We start from the raw sequence: 15,085 nt of genomic DNA on the forward strand, positions 1-15,085 counted from the left end.
GACTGCGCTCGACGTGACAATTCCAGTTCAAATCATAAAAATTTGCGGTTTAGCCGAACCAATCATTTAGTTTTCAATCAATTTCTTGGTCAAAAAATTAAATCGAAGATACAACATTACGGCCGATGCCGTAAGCCCCGACAACAATCCTATCCAAATTCCCGTGCTCTGCAAACTGGTGTGCAGCCCCAAGTAGTAACTGATTGGAAAACCGATCAACCAATAGGCTACAAAAGTGATGAGCGTAGGTATCTTCACATCCTGTAAACCACGTAATGCCCCCAAAACCACCACCTGTAGTCCATCAGAGATCTGAAAAAAGGCGGCCACCAACAATAGTTTTGCCGCAATAACGATCACTGCTGAATTATCGGCTTGGTTGGCAATGTCGTCCACGTCCAAATAAATGGTCGGCAACCAATGTCTCCCCAATAAGAAAATCACAGCGAAAGCTATTTCCACCAAAAGCGTCAAGAAAAACACGGATTCCGCGATTCGCTTCAACTCTTTATGATTTCTGAGCCCTTTCTGATTTCCGACCCGTACTATGGCAGCCACACCGAGGCCCATGCCCACCATAAAGGTCATACTGCTCAAATTCAAGGCAATCTGGTTGGCCGCTTGGGCATTCTTTCCCAACACACCGCTCAACCAAATGGCCGCCGTAAAAATGGCCACTTCAAAAAACATTTGTAAAGCGGATGGAAAACCAAGACTGATGATTTTGTTCATTACCTTCTTTTCAATCTTTCTAAAATTGAAATGGGTCACGTAGGGTTTAAATTTCTCCTTGCGTTTTAGCAAATACCAGATAAAGGCCACCATAATCACGCGAGATGCCAAAGTACCTACCGCTGCCCCGACAATTCCCATTTTAGGAAAGCCCAAGGCACCAAAAATGAGTAAATAGTTCAGGGTGATGTTTACCACATTGGCCACAATGGTGGTGTACATAGGGTATTTGGTCTGCGATAGACCGTCCGAAAATTGTTTAAAGGCTTGAAATATGATCAAGGGCACCAACGAAAATGCCACCAAATCCAAATAGGGCAAAGCGAGTTCCACCACTTCTGGGGGCTGTTCCATATGGTGTATCAAGGGTTTGGAAACTTGGATGAGTCCAAACAGGGATAAACCCAGTACGGTACAAAGCACCAAACCGTGTTTTAAGGCACTTTTGCCCGCTGCTTGGTCCTTTGCCCCGTCCGCTTCGGCCACCAAAGGAGTGATGGCAGTGGAAAAACCAATACCGAGCGACATGGCAATGAACACAAAACTATTGCCCAAGGAGACCGCTGCCAGTTCAGCAGTTCCCAATTGCCCTACCATAATGTTGTCTGCAAAGGCCACAAAAGTGTGCCCCAACATTCCCAAAATAACGGGATAGGACAGTTTTAGGTTATAGGCGAATTCTTTGGTGTAGTTTTGAAACACAGCGGATATTTAAAAAAGGATGGCAAATATAGGTAGATTGATGACAATCTTGGTCGGTTGAAATGTTAGGGAATGAATAAATCTCACAACTGCTTCGCCTCTTCCCAGTAAACGTCCATTTCGGCCAAGGTCATGTCCTTTATGGACTTTCCTGCTTCCTTGGCTTTTCCCTCCAAATATTGAAAGCGTTTGATGAATTTTTTATTGGTCCGCTCCAATGCATTATCCGGATTGATTTTTAGGAAACGGGCATAATTCACCATCGAAAAAAGCACATCGCCAAATTCGGACTCCATTTTATCGGCATTGTTGGCCGCCACCTCTTCTTGAAGCTCCCCCAACTCCTCTTTCAGCTTTTCAAAAACCTGCTCGGGCTCTTCCCAATCAAATCCCACACCGGCTACCTTGTCTTGGATCCTATTGGCCTTCACCAAGGAGGGCAAACCATTGGGAACGCCTTCCAGCACGCTCTTTTTACCTTCTTTTAATTTGATATTTTCCCAATTCTGCTTCACATCCTCCTCATTCTCCACTTTTACATCGCCATAAATGTGCGGGTGTCGATTAATCAATTTATCACAGATGCCGTTGGCCACATCGGCAATATCAAAATCCTGTGTTTCGGAACCTATTTTGGCGTAAAAAACGATATGCAATAAAATATCGCCCAGTTCTTTCTTCACCTCTTCCAAATCATTGTCGAGAATGGCATCGCCCAATTCGTAGGTTTCCTCAATGGTTAAATGGCGAAGCGTCTGCATGGTCTGCTTTCTGTCCCACGGGCATTGCTCGCGCAGTTCATCCATTATGGTCAACAGACGGTCAAAAGCAGCCAACTGCTCCGATCTTGTGTTCATTGCTTTCTATTTTGACCAAAAATACGAAGTACCCACTTTAGAAAACCCAACTTCAAAAGTTACTTATGAAAAGTATTCGTGTATTTTTCAACAAAGCATTGTTACGGAAAAATATTACTATCTTCAACGTCGTTTTTAGGCAAAATCCTGTAGAATGAAACATTTTTTTATTGCATTGCTCTTGGTACCGTTAATGGCCATTGGGCAAAACGATGATCCTTTTAAAAATGAGGTTAGGTCAATTCAGCAAAAAAATGATTCCCTTTGGGATCCTTCCAAGCCGACCATTGTTTTTACGGGAAGTTCCAGTATCCGGTTTTGGACAGATATACAGAAAAGGTTTCCGGAACATCAAGTGCTGAACACAGGCTTTGGTGGTTCCCAATTTTCCGATCTTGGGCTTTATCTTGATGAATTGATTTTGGACTATAGGCCCGTAAAAGTATTTATTTATGAAGGTGACAACGATATTTTTGCCAAGAAGAGACCTCGAAAAATAGTAAAAACTGCCGAAGGCATCCTTGACAAGCTACAACTGGAAAATCCAAACATGGAGATTGTATTGATATCGGCCAAACCGAGTATCTCTCGATGGAAATACAGAGGTAGGTACCGTCGTCTAAACCGAAAATTGGACCGATTGGCATCAAAAACCGATGGGATAGATTTTGTTGACGTTTGGTATCCGATGCTAAATAAAAGAAAAGTAAAACAAGACATCTTTATTGAAGATGGACTTCACATGAACGATAAAGGATATGACATCTGGTACGATGTTATCAAAAATTACATAGACTAAAACCAAACAAACGTGATTTACAGATCAATTTTGCTGTTCGTTGCAGTTATCTGCATGACAGCTTGCCAAACCGAAAAAAAGGAAATCAATTTTCCAAAAATAGACCTTGCGAAAGCTCCGTTGATTCCAAAACCCATTAAAACCATTCCAACAGGTAGTGCCTTTGGACTGGATGCGGGAACTGCGATTTACACCTCGACCACAGACCCGGAATTTGAGAAAGTGGGCAGGTTTTTATCCGATAACATTAAATCCAAAACAGGGCTTGATGTTGCGGTAAATGCATCAAACGGGGAAAAATTAGAACGATTGATCTACATCAACCAATCGGATAGCGTTGATTTGGAAAGTCCGGAAGCCTATCAGCTCTACATCAAAAATGATTCCATTATTTTGAATGCCAAAACCGCTGCTGGGGCTTTTAGGGGTGTTCAGACGCTTCGCCAACTCATTCCGGAAAAAAGTAATGATACTTTGACGGACCGCCCCATGTGGGTAATTCCTTCGGGCAAGATAATGGATGCCCCAAAATTTGGTTACCGTAGCTCCATGCTGGATGTTGCCAGACATTTTTTCACGGTTGAGGAAGTCAAAAAATACATTGATGCCCTGGCTTACTACAAATTTAACACACTGCATTTGCACTTAACGGACGACCAAGGGTGGCGCATCGAGATAAAATCTTGGCCCAAACTGACCGAGGTAGGCGGTGCCAGCGAAGTGGGCGGTGGTGAAGGTGGTTTTTACACACAAGAACAATACAAAGACCTTGTGGCATACGCTGCGGACAGACATATTACGATTGTTCCCGAAATAGATATGCCAGGGCATACCAATGCAGCATCGTTGAGCTATCCTTTTTTACACTATGCCGGAGCAGAGACACCTCGGGTACGAACCGACATGAAAGTAGGCTACAGCTCTTTTGATGCCAAAAAAGATACCGTTTACAGCTTTTTGGATGATGTAATCGGCGAAATCGCATCCATGTCACCTGGTCCATACTTTCATATTGGGGGTGATGAAAGCCACGTGACCAAAAAGGATGATTACATTCTTTTTGTGGAAAAAGTGGAAAAAATTGTACAAAAGCACAACAAAAGAATGATCGGTTGGGACGAAATTGCACAGGCAGATATTGCCCCTAGTTCGGTAGTTCAATTATGGAACAATGCTGAAAATGCCTTGAACGCAGCTGAAAATGGTTCTAAAATTATTATTTCCCCTGCAAAAAAGGCTTATTTGGACATGAAATACGACTCCATCTCCGAATATGGCTTAAAATGGGCCGGGTATATACCTGTTGATGTGGGCTATAAATGGAATCCAGAAACCTATGCCGAAGGACTTGGTAAAGGGAACATTCTTGGAATCGAAGCCCCGCTATGGTCGGAAACCATAAGCAACGGTACCGAATTGGAATATTTGGCCTTCCCACGAATAATTGGTTATGCCGAATTGGGGTGGTCTCCCAAAGAACACTTAAATTGGGAAGATTACAAAGAGCGCCTTGCCGCACAAGTTCCCTATTTGGAAGCCATGCAAATCAATTACTACCCATCAAAATTGGTGGATTGGAAAAAGGAATAGTGTTTATTCTTCCTCTTCTGAGGCAGGAACAGTAGGTTCTTCAGCATCCTTTTCGTCTTCAACAAAATCAGTGATATTGTTGTCGAGAAGGATGTTGTACCACTGTACAATTTTTTTGATATCGCTAGCGTACACTCGATCCTCATCATAATTGGGAAGCACTTCAAAGAAATACTCTTCCAATTCTATTTTATCGGCCTTGTGACTAATGGAGGTTTTTTTGCCTTCTTCTTTCTCCTTGATTTTTTGAAAGACCTCTTTCAAAGGAATTTCCTCCTCCAAGGTATAAATGGCTATTTCGGACAACACGCTTACATTGCTTCTTAAACCAACGGTTACACGTTTGCCATCCAAAAGGGATTCGCCAACAAATCCGCCCCGGGTTTGTGTCAATAATTTGTAAAGTCCCGGTTTACCTCCAATAGATAAAATCTTGTCTAATGCCATTCAAATAGTAATTTATGGGCGCAAAAATATGTTTTTATTGCAAACAGCGATTTTTTTAACGTCCTTTTTTGATTTTGGGAAACCTCATTCTGTAATCCACATCTATTTTTCCTTTGGAAATTTTCTCCAATCGACTTTTTAAAAGACGTTTTCTAAGCGTTGAAAGCTTATCTGTGAACAAAATTCCTTCAATATGATCGTATTCGTGCTGAATCACCCGGGCCAATAGGCCGTCAAAAGTTTCGGTATGAGGTTTAAAGTCTTCATCCAAGTAACTTATGGTGATCTCGGGCTTGCGTTTTACATCTTCACGGATATCGGGAATACTTAAACAACCTTCGTTAAAGTCCCACTCCTTACCACTTTCCTCTTCAATTTTGGCGTTGATGAATACTTTCTTGAAACCATCCAGCTGTTCTTGCTCTTCCTTGGTCAACCCCTCATCATCCGCAAAAGGTGTGGTGTCAACCATGAACATTCTGATGGGAAGTCCCACCTGCGGGGCGGCCAAACCAACGCCATGGGCATTGTACATGGTCTCCCACATGTTTGTTATCAGTTCATCCAGTTTTGGATATTCCGATGTAATATCCTTTGCCTTTTTTCGCAACACGGGGTCTCCGTAGGCTACTATGGGTAAAATCATAAATCAAAATCTGTTTAAGTAGGCCTGCAATATGAGCGTGGCACTTATTTCATCGACTAGGGCCTTGTCCCTTCTTTTTTTCTTTTTCATTCCGCTGTCCAGCATGGACTGTACCGCCATTTTGGAGGTGAATCGCTCGTCTTGGCGTTCCACGGGAATGGATGGAAACTTGGTTTTTAGTTTGTTTAAAAATCCTTGGATAAGCTCTTCGGACTCGGATGCGGTATTGTCCATTTGTTTGGGCAAACCTACTACAAAACGTTCTACCGATTCCTTTTGCGTATACTCCGCCAAAAACGTCAACAAACCTTTGGTTTCAACGGTGGTCAAACCAGAAGCAATGAGCTGAAGTTCATCGGTAACCGCTATTCCCGTCCGCACCTTTCCAAAATCCAAAGCCAAAATTCTAGCCAAAATATTTTTTTGGCAAAAATAACCTTAAAAATGTTATGCGCTTAAAAATGGGAACCATAATTCTGCCATGGGGCTTATCTTTGTCAAAACTTTAAGAAAAATGACAGGATTAAGAACGCTGATTGAAAAAGCGTGGGACAATAGAGCCTTGTTGGAAGATGAAAAAACTCAAGTCGCCATACGTGAAGTAATAGACCTGATCGATGCGGGTGAGTTGCGATGCGCTGAACCAACGGAAAATGGTTGGCAGATCAACGAATGGGTGAAAAAAGCGGTGGTGCTTTATTTCCCCATCCAAAAAATGGAAGTTTTAGAAGCTGGCATTTTTGAATATCATGACAAAATTCCACTAAAAAAAGGATACAAAGAAAAGGGTGTCCGTGTAGTTCCACATGCCGTTGCCAGGCACGGGGCCTATATTTCCAAAGGAACCATTTTAATGCCCAGTTATGTAAACATTGGCGCTTATGTGGACGAAGGGTCCATGGTGGATACTTGGGCCACGGTGGGAAGTTGTGCCCAAATTGGTAAAAACGTCCATTTGAGTGGCGGTGTTGGTATCGGAGGTGTATTGGAACCTTTGCAAGCGGCTCCCGTAATTATTGAAGACAATGCCTTTATCGGATCTAGATGTATTGTTGTGGAAGGGGTGCGTGTTGAAAAAGAGGCCGTTTTGGGTGCCAATGTGGTTTTGACAGCTTCAACCAAAATAATCGACGTTACCGGAGACAAACCTGTCGAATTGAAAGGAAGGGTTCCGGCCAGATCGGTCGTCATTCCCGGCAGCTATACCAAAAATTTCCCTGCCGGTGACTATCAGGTACCCTGTGCCTTGATCATTGGTAAAAGAAAGGAAAGTACGGATAAGAAAACTTCGTTGAACAATGCCCTTCGTGAGCACAATGTAGCGGTTTAACTACTTGTTCAACTGTTCCAAAGCATTACCAACGGCCACTTTTTAACAGTGGCCGTTGGTGATTTTTCCCCTTATTGTCTTTACATTGGAAATCATTTTTGAATAGCTCTCCGCGTCAATACTGTTCAATTTTTTAGATAATTCATCCAAAGATGAAATAGTAAAGCCTATTTTTTCTTCTTCGATTAGCTCCGCCACCGCTGCCTTATCCCAAACAATAACAGGCAATCCCGCCAACAAATACAATGAGGTTTTATGTGGATTGTTGTATTGGATGTATTTACCAAAGGCTCCATCGCATTCTTTAATAGCATTTCCGTTCCACACCAAACCAAAATTTCCTTTTAATTTGTTCAATACCTCATCTGGAGCAAAAACTCCTTGATAATCCAATATGGAACTGGTTCTTACTTTTTCCTTTTGATAACCATTCCCATAAAGCCTCAGTATAAAATCTGTTCCTTCCAACTCATCCGCCTTGTAAAGAAATGCACTTTTTTCCATACCCAATCCACCTGCAAAAACTACATCCCTTCCAAAGCTACCTGGCATTTGGGGTAACTTCTGCCCCCTGGCCAATAAATAGTCAAACAGGTAGAGCGGCACCATTTTGCCCTTATAGCCATTTTCAACAAACCACTCCATCATGACCTCATTGTGCAATATCAGAACATCGGCTTTATTGAAGCGTTTCATTTCCTTTTTCACATACTTGCTCTTACCCATGAGGGTCTTTACATCATGGACGATCAAAATGATTTTACAGCCCTTGAGCTTGGCAATCCCGATCTTGTAATTGAAAAACTTGCTGAGCGGGTACTGCATGCACAGAATGGATGAAAAGGGCAATAAAATCAATCCTTTGGTAATTCCAAAAAAACTAATAAGGGCCCCAAGGGCCGAACTTGGATGATTGCTTTGCTTGAGCCCCAAGTTTTTGAACCCCATTTGGGACAAGACGCCTTCACAATCCATTTTGGGCTTGGATGCGGCATTTTTGGAAAACTTATAGTTTCGGGAAATATAGAACAGGCCAGTGTTTTGCATGGTACGCGTTTTTTTTCAAAAATATTCTTTTTAAGCAGCTAATCCATAAATTGCGGCCAACCATTTGTTAAAGCTATTAAAACACCGACCTGATGAAAAACAGTCACAAATATGATTATTTAATTGTTGGTGCAGGACTCTACGGCGCAGTTTTTGCCCACGAGGCAACCAAACACGGCAAAAAATGTCTGGTGATCGATAAAAGAAACCACCTTGGTGGAAATACCTACTGCGAGGAAATCGAAGGAGTCAACGTACATAAATACGGCGCCCATATTTTTCACACCAACGACAAGCCTATTTTGGGACTATGTGAACAGTTTTGTCCCTTTCAACCGGTATACCAACTCCCCATTGGCAAACTTTCAAGGAAAGTTATACAATCTACCCTTCAACATGAACACTTTTTACCAACTTTGGGGAACAAAAACACCTGATGAAGCCAAGACGGTTCTTGAGGAACAAACCAGCAAGTACAGGAAAATCAAACCTTCCAACCTTGAAGAGCAAGCATTATCATTGGTCGGGGAGGATATTTATACAAAATTGATAAAGGGATATACTGAAAAACAATGGGGACGAAAGGCGACAGAACTTCCTGCTTTCATCATTAAAAGATTACCCTTAAGGTTTACATTTGACAACAACTATTTTAACGATGCTTACCAAGGCATACCCTCTGGAGGGTACAATAAACTTACCGAAGGTCTATTGAAAAATGTAGAGTGCAGGACAAATGTGGACTTCTTTAAGGAAAAAGGATGTTTGACCGAATTGGCCCGGCAGGTAGTGTTTACAGGGAAAATAGACGAGTATTTTGATTACTGTCATGGCAAACTCGAGTATCGAGGCTTGGATTTTGAACATCAAGTACTGAATCAATCCAATTACCAAGGAAATGCAGTCGTAAACTATACCGAAGCAAAAATTCCATTTACAAGGATCATAGAGCACAAACATTTTGAATTTGGCAATCAAAAGGCTACGGTGATCACAAAAGAATACCCCTTGGAAGCCTCATCGGATAAAGAACCGTACTATCCCATTAACGACATCAAGAATACCAAAATTTTCAAAGCATATCAAGAAATGGCAAAGAAAGAGACCACCATTTTTGGGGGACGACTGGCTGAATATAAATATTACGATATGCATCAGGTAATAGGTGCGGCCCTTAGCAAAACAAGAAAACTATTTATCGAAAAATCTTAATTCAACACGCAACTCTTGGCCCTGAATCCCGTCTAAACAATGAATGAATTTGCCCAAATTATTGTTTTAGCGGAAAGTAAGCAGGGAAATTGAGGGGCCGATTCTTTGTAAGAAAAAGAAACGTTCAAACAATTTTTTCGCTGATTTTTTGTTATAGCTTTGTACAAATTAAACACCACACCAATAAATTATGGCTGAATTGAGCACCCCAAGGCAAAAAATATCAGCACTTGTGATCACCTACAATGAAATGGGATACATTGAAAAATGTATCGACTCCGTTTCCTTTGCCGATGAAATTTTAGTGGTTGATTCCTACAGTACCGATGGTACTTACGAGTATCTTTTGGACCATCCCAAAGTAAAGGTGATTCAAAACCCTTTTGAAAATTTTACGGCCCAAAAATCGTTCACACTTAAACAGGCGACAAATGATTGGGTCTTGTTTTTGGATGCGGACGAGGTGGTTACAGAGAGTCTTCAAAAAGAAATTATCGACACCATAAACAGCCCAAATGCCCAAGAAGCATATTGGTTTTATAGAAAGTTTATGTTCCAAAACGAGCCTCTAAATTTTAGCGGATGGCAGACCGACAAAAATTATAGACTGTTCCGAAGGAGCAAAGCTCATTTCACCGATAGAAAAATTGTGCACGAAACTTTGGTTGTCGATGGCAAGTCTGGCATTCTAAAGGAAAAATTGATTCATTTCTGCTACAAAGATTATGAAGACTATAAAGGTAAAATGCTCAAGTATGGCAGATTAAAGGCCAAAGAAGACTTTTACAGGGAAAAGCATTTCAATTACCTTTTGATGACAGTAAAACCTATCTGGAAATTCTTCAACCATTACATTCTACGCCTCGGATTTTTGGATGGCAAAAAAGGATGGACCATTTGTTACTTGAACGCCCTTGGTGTCCTTGAAAGGTTCAAAACGTTAAAACGATTGGAAAAAAAGAACGAGCTTGCCTATTATTTGGTAATGCCATAGTGGGTCCAAACCATTTTATTGGATTTGGTCTCCTTTCTAATGGCTTGGTTCTTGGCAATGGATTCAGGTGTTTTATATCCCCTTTTATGATCTAAGTGCACGCAGACCGCACTATAACGTAACTGTTTCGATTTTATCCCAAAATTGAACAAACGCTCCCCCAATTCACGATCCTGCCCACCGTACTGCATACGTTCGTCAAAACCGTTCACGTTTAAAATATCCTTTTTCCAACCCGATGAATTATGACCGTTCCAGCTGGCATTGGTCGGAGTGAAAGTATTCAACAACTTGGAAACAATTCCATTTGCCGTGAGTTTGTTGTTCTTAAAAGTCTTTGGAATACCTTTTTCCTTGAGCCAATGAATATTAAAACAATGCTGGTTTTCAATATCTTCAAGGGTAATCATTTTGGAAATGTTCATGGGCAGCATATAGTACCCGCCAGAAATAAAGTATCCAGGTTCTTTGTTAATGTAGTGGACCTCAACAAAATCTTCCCGTGGAATGCAGTCACCATCTGTCATAATAATATAATCGGCATTGCACGCCTCCACTGCCTTATTGAGAATTCTTGACTTTTGGAACCCATCGTCCTCTTGCCACACATGGATAATATTGTAAAAAACCCTTTTGGACATCTCTTCCACTAACTCCTTGGTTTTGGGACCGGAACCATCATCGGCAACAACCACTTCAAAATCCTTGAAAATTTGGCAGTTGAACCCCCACAGCACTTTTTTCAGCCACTCTTCGGCGTTATAAGTGCTTACAATTACTGATATTTTCGGTGATTCCATTTCCTTTTGGTTCATCTGGGCAAAAATAGAAATATTAAATGTTATCTCATATCCTTAATTTTGTGATTCTAAACTTCCAAAATGAAGGTCAAAGAAATCCCTGTTTCACTTTTTCATCAAGCTAAGTTGGCTTGGCAATCCAAGGAAAAGCTTACGTCCGATAAAAAGCAGGTTCCGGTAATAGTTTCATTGGCTTCAATCCCATCAAGATTAAACATTGTACACCTCACCATTCGGAGTTTGCTGGATCAAGATGTGTTACCGGAAAAAATCGTGCTTTGGTTGCACAATGATTTAAGGGGAAAAATCCCAAAAAAACTTAATGGGCTGATTGGAGACTTGTTCACTATTGAATTTACGGACTATTACAGTTCACATAGAAAACTTGTAGAACCTCTTAAGCATTATCCAAAAAAAGCCATCATCACTTGTGATGATGATATGATGTACCGGAAAAACTGGCTTTCAAAACTGTATGAAGCCCATCAAGGGCATCCAGATAAAATCATTGCCAATCAAACCCGGTGCATTGCTTATGATGAATCAGGGGAACCGCTCCCGTACAGGCAATGGAAACCGAGTGGATCGGGCTGTGAAAACCCTGAATTAACATTGCCCATTGGTGCTGGGGGTACTTTTTACCCACCCAACACCATGCATGAACAGGTTTTTGACAAAGACCTATTCTTAAAGCTTGTTCCACATGCCGATGATCTATGGTTTAAGGCCATGGGACTTTTAAGAAATACTGTTTCAATACAAGCCGGAAATACCGGAAAAGACCCCATCCCAATTTGGGGTTCACAAAAGGTTTCCTTGAAAAAAGGGAATATTGGAATGGACAAAAACAGGACACAATGGATGGCCTTAACCAACCATTTTAATCTAAAATTCGAGAACATTGATTGAAGAAATCAACAACTGCAATAAAATACTGCAAGAAGGCGGGCTCATCCTCTACCCTACCGATACGGTCTGGGGCATAGGCTGCGATGCCACCAACCCCGAAGCCGTTAAAAAAGTATACGCCCTCAAAAAAAGGGAAGATACCAAAGCCCTCATCTGTTTGGTGGCCAACCAGGCTATGCTGGAGCGCCATGTTAAGGAAGTGCCCGATGTGGCCTACGATATTATGGACTTGGCCACAAAACCCACCACCATTGTGTTTGACAATCCCATCGGCATTGCCGGCAATCTGATAGCTAAAGATAATACATTGGCTATCCGGGTGGCTTCCGATAAATTCTGCCAATATCTCATCAATAAATTCAGAAAACCGATAGTTTCCACATCCGCCAATATTTCGGGGAATCCTACCCCAAAACAATTCAAGGATATTGATGAAGAAATTTTAAAAGGAGTGGACTATGTGGTAAATTTGCCCGATGAAAATATAAACCCTTCCCCATCCTCCATCATTAAATTGAGTACAGACGGACAGGTGAAGGTTATTCGGGAATAATAATGGCGAAGGAATTCCATACAAAGGCAATACAACATCCTATTTTTAAACTTATTGGCGAAGCTTCGGACGAGCTGGGAGTGGATTCTTATGTAATCGGCGGGTTTGTGCGTGATTACTTTTTAAAACGAAACACCCCAAAGGACATAGACATTGTCGCCATTGGCAGTGGAATAGAACTTGCCAAAAAGGTGGCCTCCAAACTGAAGGGCAAACCAGAAATTTCCGTGTTCAAGAATTTTGGCACCGCCATGATCAAGCACAAGGATTTGGAGCTTGAATTTGTGGGTGCCCGAAAAGAAAGTTATAATCGCGATAGCCGAAAACCCATTGTGGAAGATGGCACCTTGGAAGATGACCAAAACCGTCGCGATTTCACCATAAATGCCATGGCCTTGGCTTTAAATGAATCCAATTTTGGGGAGCTTTTGGATCCTTTTGACGGTTTGGCCGATTTGGACCGAAAAATTATCCGGACACCTTTGGAGCCCGGCATTACTTATTCCGATGATCCCTTACGGATGATGCGGGCCGTTCGATTTGCCACACAACTGCATTTTACCATTGAACTGCAATCGCTCCGGGCCATTACGGAAAACAAAGACCGCATCAAAATAGTTTCCAAGGAACGTATCGTGGACGAACTCCACAAAATTTTGATGAGCTCCAAGCCCTCCGTGGGTTTCAAATTGATGCACCAAACAGAACTTCTTCCATTGATCCTACCTGAATTGACGGCTCTACAGGGAATAGAGGAAAAGGAAGGACAACGCCACAAGGACAACTTTTGGCATACCTTGGAGGTGGTGGACAATATTGCTGAAACCACCGACAACCTTTGGTTGCGCTGGGCCGCATTGTTGCACGACATCGGAAAGGCGCCCACAAAAAAATTCCATGAAAAAATTGGTTGGACCTTTCATGCACACGAATTCGTGGGGGCAAAAATGGTATACAAACTCTTTAAAAGGTTGCGAATGCCTTTGAACGAGAAAATGAAGTTCGTTCAAAAAATGGTGTTGATGAGTTCAAGGCCCATCATACTATCCGAGGACCATGTAACCGATTCCGCCGTAAGGCGATTGGTTTTTGATGCGGGCGATTCTGTGGAAGATCTGATGACTTTGTGCGAGGCCGACATTACAACCAAGAACCCGCGTAAACAGAAAAAGTACAAGAACAATTTTAAGATAGTCCGTCAAAAAATAGTCGAAGTAGAGGAAAGGGACCACATCCGAAACTTTCAACCGCCCGTTTCTGGTGAAGAGATTATGAAAACCTTCAACCTAAAGCCCTCAAAAGAAATTGGAATTATAAAAGACGCCATCAAAGAAGCCATTCTAGAGGGAGAAATTCCCAACGAGTATGAAGCCGCCTACCATTTTATGTTGGAAAAAGGCAAAAAAATGAATCTAAAAGTCCACTCCGAATGAAAAAGAACAAATATGTAGTGTATTGGTTGTTAACAGGATGCTTTCTGATTTTTGTGATGGTTTTGGTGGGGGGCATTACACGGCTCACCCATTCCGGACTTTCCATTTCCGATTATAAACTGATACAGGGCACCATACCGCCAATGAACGAGCAGGAATGGCAAGAGGCATTTGAACTGTACAAACAATACCCTGAGTACCAAAAACTCAACTATCACTTCGGAATCGAGGAGTTTAAGGACATCTACTTCTGGGAATGGCTGCACAGGGTTATAGGTAGATTTATCGGCGTGGTATTCATTTTGCCGTTCTTATACTTTTTGTTCACCAAAAAATTGGACAGACCCACGATAAAAAAATGTTTGATTTTGCTCTTTATGGGCGGATTCCAGGGCTTTTTGGGTTGGTACATGGTAAAAAGTGGTCTTGTGGACCGTCCCGATGTATCCCACTATAGGTTGGCGGCTCACTTGACCACCGCATTTCTCACCTTTGCCTATAGTTTGTGGGTAGCCTTGGATCTCATTTACCCAAATAAAAAAGAAATCAATATAAAAATCAGGAACCTGGTTCGAGTTGGACTTGTCCTCCTCTTGTTACAGATTATCTGGGGTGCCTTTGTGGCAGGTTTGGACGCAGGTTTTATACACAACCATTGGCCCTTGATGAACGAAGGCAAACTGATGCACGAAACCGTGTACATTGAGCAACAACCCCTGATCAAAAACTTTTATGAAGGGAAAAGCGGGGTACAGTTTGTACACCGATACCTAGCTTATGCTGTAGTTGGTTTTATTGCGTTGATTTGGTACAGAACACGAAAAATACAGACAACACCACTTCAAGAAAAAGGATTGAAATCCTTGCTGATATTGGTTTTTGTACAATTTGTATTGGGTGTGTTTACATTAATTTATGCCGTTCCCCTTTGGTTGGGAATTGCGCATCAAATCGGTGCATTTTTCCTTTTGGCAGCTATGACTTTTACTTTGCATAGGTTCGCCAAATAAGGTCTATTATTGTACCTTTGTGCC

15 protein-coding genes and 1 pseudogene are annotated in these 15,085 nt (G+C 41.8%); 9 read left to right on the plus strand and 7 right to left on the minus strand.

Annotation, left to right across the window (positions count from 1 at the left end; genetic code table 11):
* Positions 1–66: 66 nt before the first annotated feature.
* A complete protein-coding gene (locus AC13CC_RS09960; RefSeq protein WP_482877577.1) occupies positions 67–1,434 on the minus strand; it encodes an MATE family efflux transporter in 1,368 nt (455 codons plus the stop codon).
* A gap of 83 nt (positions 1,435–1,517) precedes the next feature.
* Positions 1,518–2,291 carry a nucleoside triphosphate pyrophosphohydrolase gene (mazG, locus tag AC13CC_RS09965; RefSeq protein WP_482877579.1) on the minus strand — a complete coding sequence of 258 codons (774 nt, stop codon included), beginning with the start codon at positions 2,289–2,291 and terminating at the stop codon, positions 1,518–1,520.
* 154 nt (positions 2,292–2,445) lie between these two features.
* Between mazG and AC13CC_RS09970 the strand changes: the two genes are divergently transcribed.
* A complete protein-coding gene (locus AC13CC_RS09970; RefSeq protein WP_326277822.1) occupies positions 2,446–3,090 on the plus strand; it encodes a GDSL-type esterase/lipase family protein in 645 nt (214 codons plus the stop codon).
* Positions 3,091–3,144: 54 nt separating this feature from the next.
* Positions 3,145–4,680, plus strand: a complete 1,536-nt coding sequence (locus AC13CC_RS09975; protein WP_482877616.1) for a family 20 glycosylhydrolase — start codon at positions 3,145–3,147, stop codon at positions 4,678–4,680.
* Positions 4,681–4,683: 3 nt separating this feature from the next.
* Here the strand turns inward: AC13CC_RS09975 and AC13CC_RS09980 are convergent, their stop codons facing one another.
* Genes AC13CC_RS09980 through ruvX form a run of 3 tightly spaced genes read right to left on the minus strand, consistent with a single transcriptional unit; the run spans position 4,684 to position 6,187 of the window.
* Positions 4,684–5,127 (minus strand): DUF5606 family protein, encoded by a 444-nt coding sequence (locus tag AC13CC_RS09980; RefSeq protein WP_293168307.1) that lies wholly within the window; start codon positions 5,125–5,127, stop codon positions 4,684–4,686.
* Positions 5,128–5,182: 55 nt separating this feature from the next.
* Positions 5,183–5,773 carry a peptide deformylase gene (def, locus tag AC13CC_RS09985; protein WP_293168309.1) on the minus strand — a complete coding sequence of 197 codons (591 nt, stop codon included), beginning with the start codon at positions 5,771–5,773 and terminating at the stop codon, positions 5,183–5,185.
* A 3-nt stretch (positions 5,774–5,776) separates the two neighbouring features.
* A complete protein-coding gene (ruvX, locus tag AC13CC_RS09990; protein WP_293168311.1) occupies positions 5,777–6,187 on the minus strand; it encodes a Holliday junction resolvase RuvX in 411 nt (136 codons plus the stop codon).
* Between the two features lie 100 nt (positions 6,188–6,287).
* On the opposite strand from ruvX, the gene AC13CC_RS09995 reads away from it, so the two are divergent.
* Entirely contained in the window at positions 6,288–7,103 is an 816-nt protein-coding gene (locus AC13CC_RS09995) for a 2,3,4,5-tetrahydropyridine-2,6-dicarboxylate N-succinyltransferase (RefSeq protein WP_326277825.1), read from the plus strand.
* 42 nt (positions 7,104–7,145) lie between these two features.
* On the opposite strand, the gene AC13CC_RS10000 is transcribed toward AC13CC_RS09995, so the two are convergent.
* A complete protein-coding gene (locus AC13CC_RS10000; protein WP_482877582.1) occupies positions 7,146–8,150 on the minus strand; it encodes a glycosyltransferase in 1,005 nt (334 codons plus the stop codon).
* 92 nt (positions 8,151–8,242) lie between these two features.
* Between AC13CC_RS10000 and glf the strand changes: the two are divergent.
* Both glf and AC13CC_RS10010 read left to right on the plus strand, forming a co-directional pair.
* Positions 8,243–9,362: pseudogene (gene glf / locus AC13CC_RS10005) on the plus strand (UDP-galactopyranose mutase).
* Positions 9,363–9,552: 190 nt separating this feature from the next.
* The gene (locus AC13CC_RS10010; RefSeq protein WP_326277831.1) at positions 9,553–10,356 is read left to right on the plus strand and encodes a glycosyltransferase family 2 protein; all 804 of its coding nucleotides are present in this window, start codon (positions 9,553–9,555) and stop codon (positions 10,354–10,356) included.
* Here the strand turns inward: AC13CC_RS10010 and AC13CC_RS10015 are convergent.
* Positions 10,338–11,156 carry a glycosyltransferase family 2 protein gene (locus AC13CC_RS10015; protein WP_326277833.1) on the minus strand — a complete coding sequence of 273 codons (819 nt, stop codon included), beginning with the start codon at positions 11,154–11,156 and terminating at the stop codon, positions 10,338–10,340. The genes AC13CC_RS10010 and AC13CC_RS10015 overlap by 19 nt on opposite strands.
* Positions 11,157–11,237: 81 nt before the next feature.
* On the opposite strand from AC13CC_RS10015, the gene AC13CC_RS10020 reads away from it, so the two are divergent.
* Genes AC13CC_RS10020 through AC13CC_RS10035 form a run of 4 tightly spaced genes read left to right on the plus strand, consistent with a single transcriptional unit; the run spans position 11,238 to position 15,061 of the window.
* Entirely contained in the window at positions 11,238–12,065 is an 828-nt protein-coding gene (locus tag AC13CC_RS10020; RefSeq protein WP_326277835.1) for a zinc-binding alcohol dehydrogenase, read from the plus strand.
* Positions 12,058–12,618, plus strand: coding sequence for an L-threonylcarbamoyladenylate synthase (locus tag AC13CC_RS10025; protein WP_326277837.1), 561 nt, complete (start codon positions 12,058–12,060; stop codon positions 12,616–12,618). Before AC13CC_RS10020 ends, AC13CC_RS10025 begins: the two co-directional genes overlap by 8 nt.
* 2 nt (positions 12,619–12,620) lie before the next feature.
* Positions 12,621–14,051 carry a CCA tRNA nucleotidyltransferase gene (locus tag AC13CC_RS10030; protein WP_326277839.1) on the plus strand — a complete coding sequence of 477 codons (1,431 nt, stop codon included), beginning with the start codon at positions 12,621–12,623 and terminating at the stop codon, positions 14,049–14,051.
* Positions 14,048–15,061: a COX15/CtaA family protein gene (locus AC13CC_RS10035; protein ID WP_326277841.1), complete on the plus strand. Its 1,014-nt coding sequence runs from the start codon at positions 14,048–14,050 to the stop codon at positions 15,059–15,061. The genes AC13CC_RS10030 and AC13CC_RS10035 overlap by 4 nt, the downstream gene beginning before the upstream one ends.
* Positions 15,062–15,085 lie beyond the last annotated feature (24 nt).

The organism is Flagellimonas sp. L-11, from assembly GCF_056857735.1.

Excerpts from the sequence above, each read along its gene's own strand:
- AC13CC_RS10020 (WP_326277835.1), top strand. The coding sequence starts at position 11,238 with ATGAAGGTCAAAGAAATCCCTGTTTCACTTTTTCATCAAGCTAAGTTG.
- AC13CC_RS10030 (WP_326277839.1), top strand. The coding sequence starts at position 12,621 with ATGGCGAAGGAATTCCATACAAAGGCAATACAACATCCTATTTTTAAA.
- AC13CC_RS09995 (WP_326277825.1), top strand. The coding sequence starts at position 6,288 with ATGACAGGATTAAGAACGCTGATTGAAAAAGCGTGGGACAATAGAGCC.
- AC13CC_RS10035 (WP_326277841.1), top strand. The coding sequence starts at position 14,048 with ATGAAAAAGAACAAATATGTAGTGTATTGGTTGTTAACAGGATGCTTT.
- AC13CC_RS09975 (WP_482877616.1), top strand. The coding sequence starts at position 3,145 with ATGACAGCTTGCCAAACCGAAAAAAAGGAAATCAATTTTCCAAAAATA.
- AC13CC_RS10015 (WP_326277833.1), bottom strand. The coding sequence starts at position 11,156 with ATGGAATCACCGAAAATATCAGTAATTGTAAGCACTTATAACGCCGAA.
- AC13CC_RS10000 (WP_482877582.1), bottom strand. The coding sequence starts at position 8,150 with ATGCAAAACACTGGCCTGTTCTATATTTCCCGAAACTATAAGTTTTCC.
- mazG (WP_482877579.1), bottom strand. The coding sequence starts at position 2,291 with ATGAACACAAGATCGGAGCAGTTGGCTGCTTTTGACCGTCTGTTGACC.
- AC13CC_RS09970 (WP_326277822.1), top strand. The coding sequence starts at position 2,446 with ATGAAACATTTTTTTATTGCATTGCTCTTGGTACCGTTAATGGCCATT.
- def (WP_293168309.1), bottom strand. The coding sequence starts at position 5,773 with ATGATTTTACCCATAGTAGCCTACGGAGACCCCGTGTTGCGAAAAAAG.
- AC13CC_RS10010 (WP_326277831.1), top strand. The coding sequence starts at position 9,553 with ATGGCTGAATTGAGCACCCCAAGGCAAAAAATATCAGCACTTGTGATC.
- AC13CC_RS09980 (WP_293168307.1), bottom strand. The coding sequence starts at position 5,127 with ATGGCATTAGACAAGATTTTATCTATTGGAGGTAAACCGGGACTTTAC.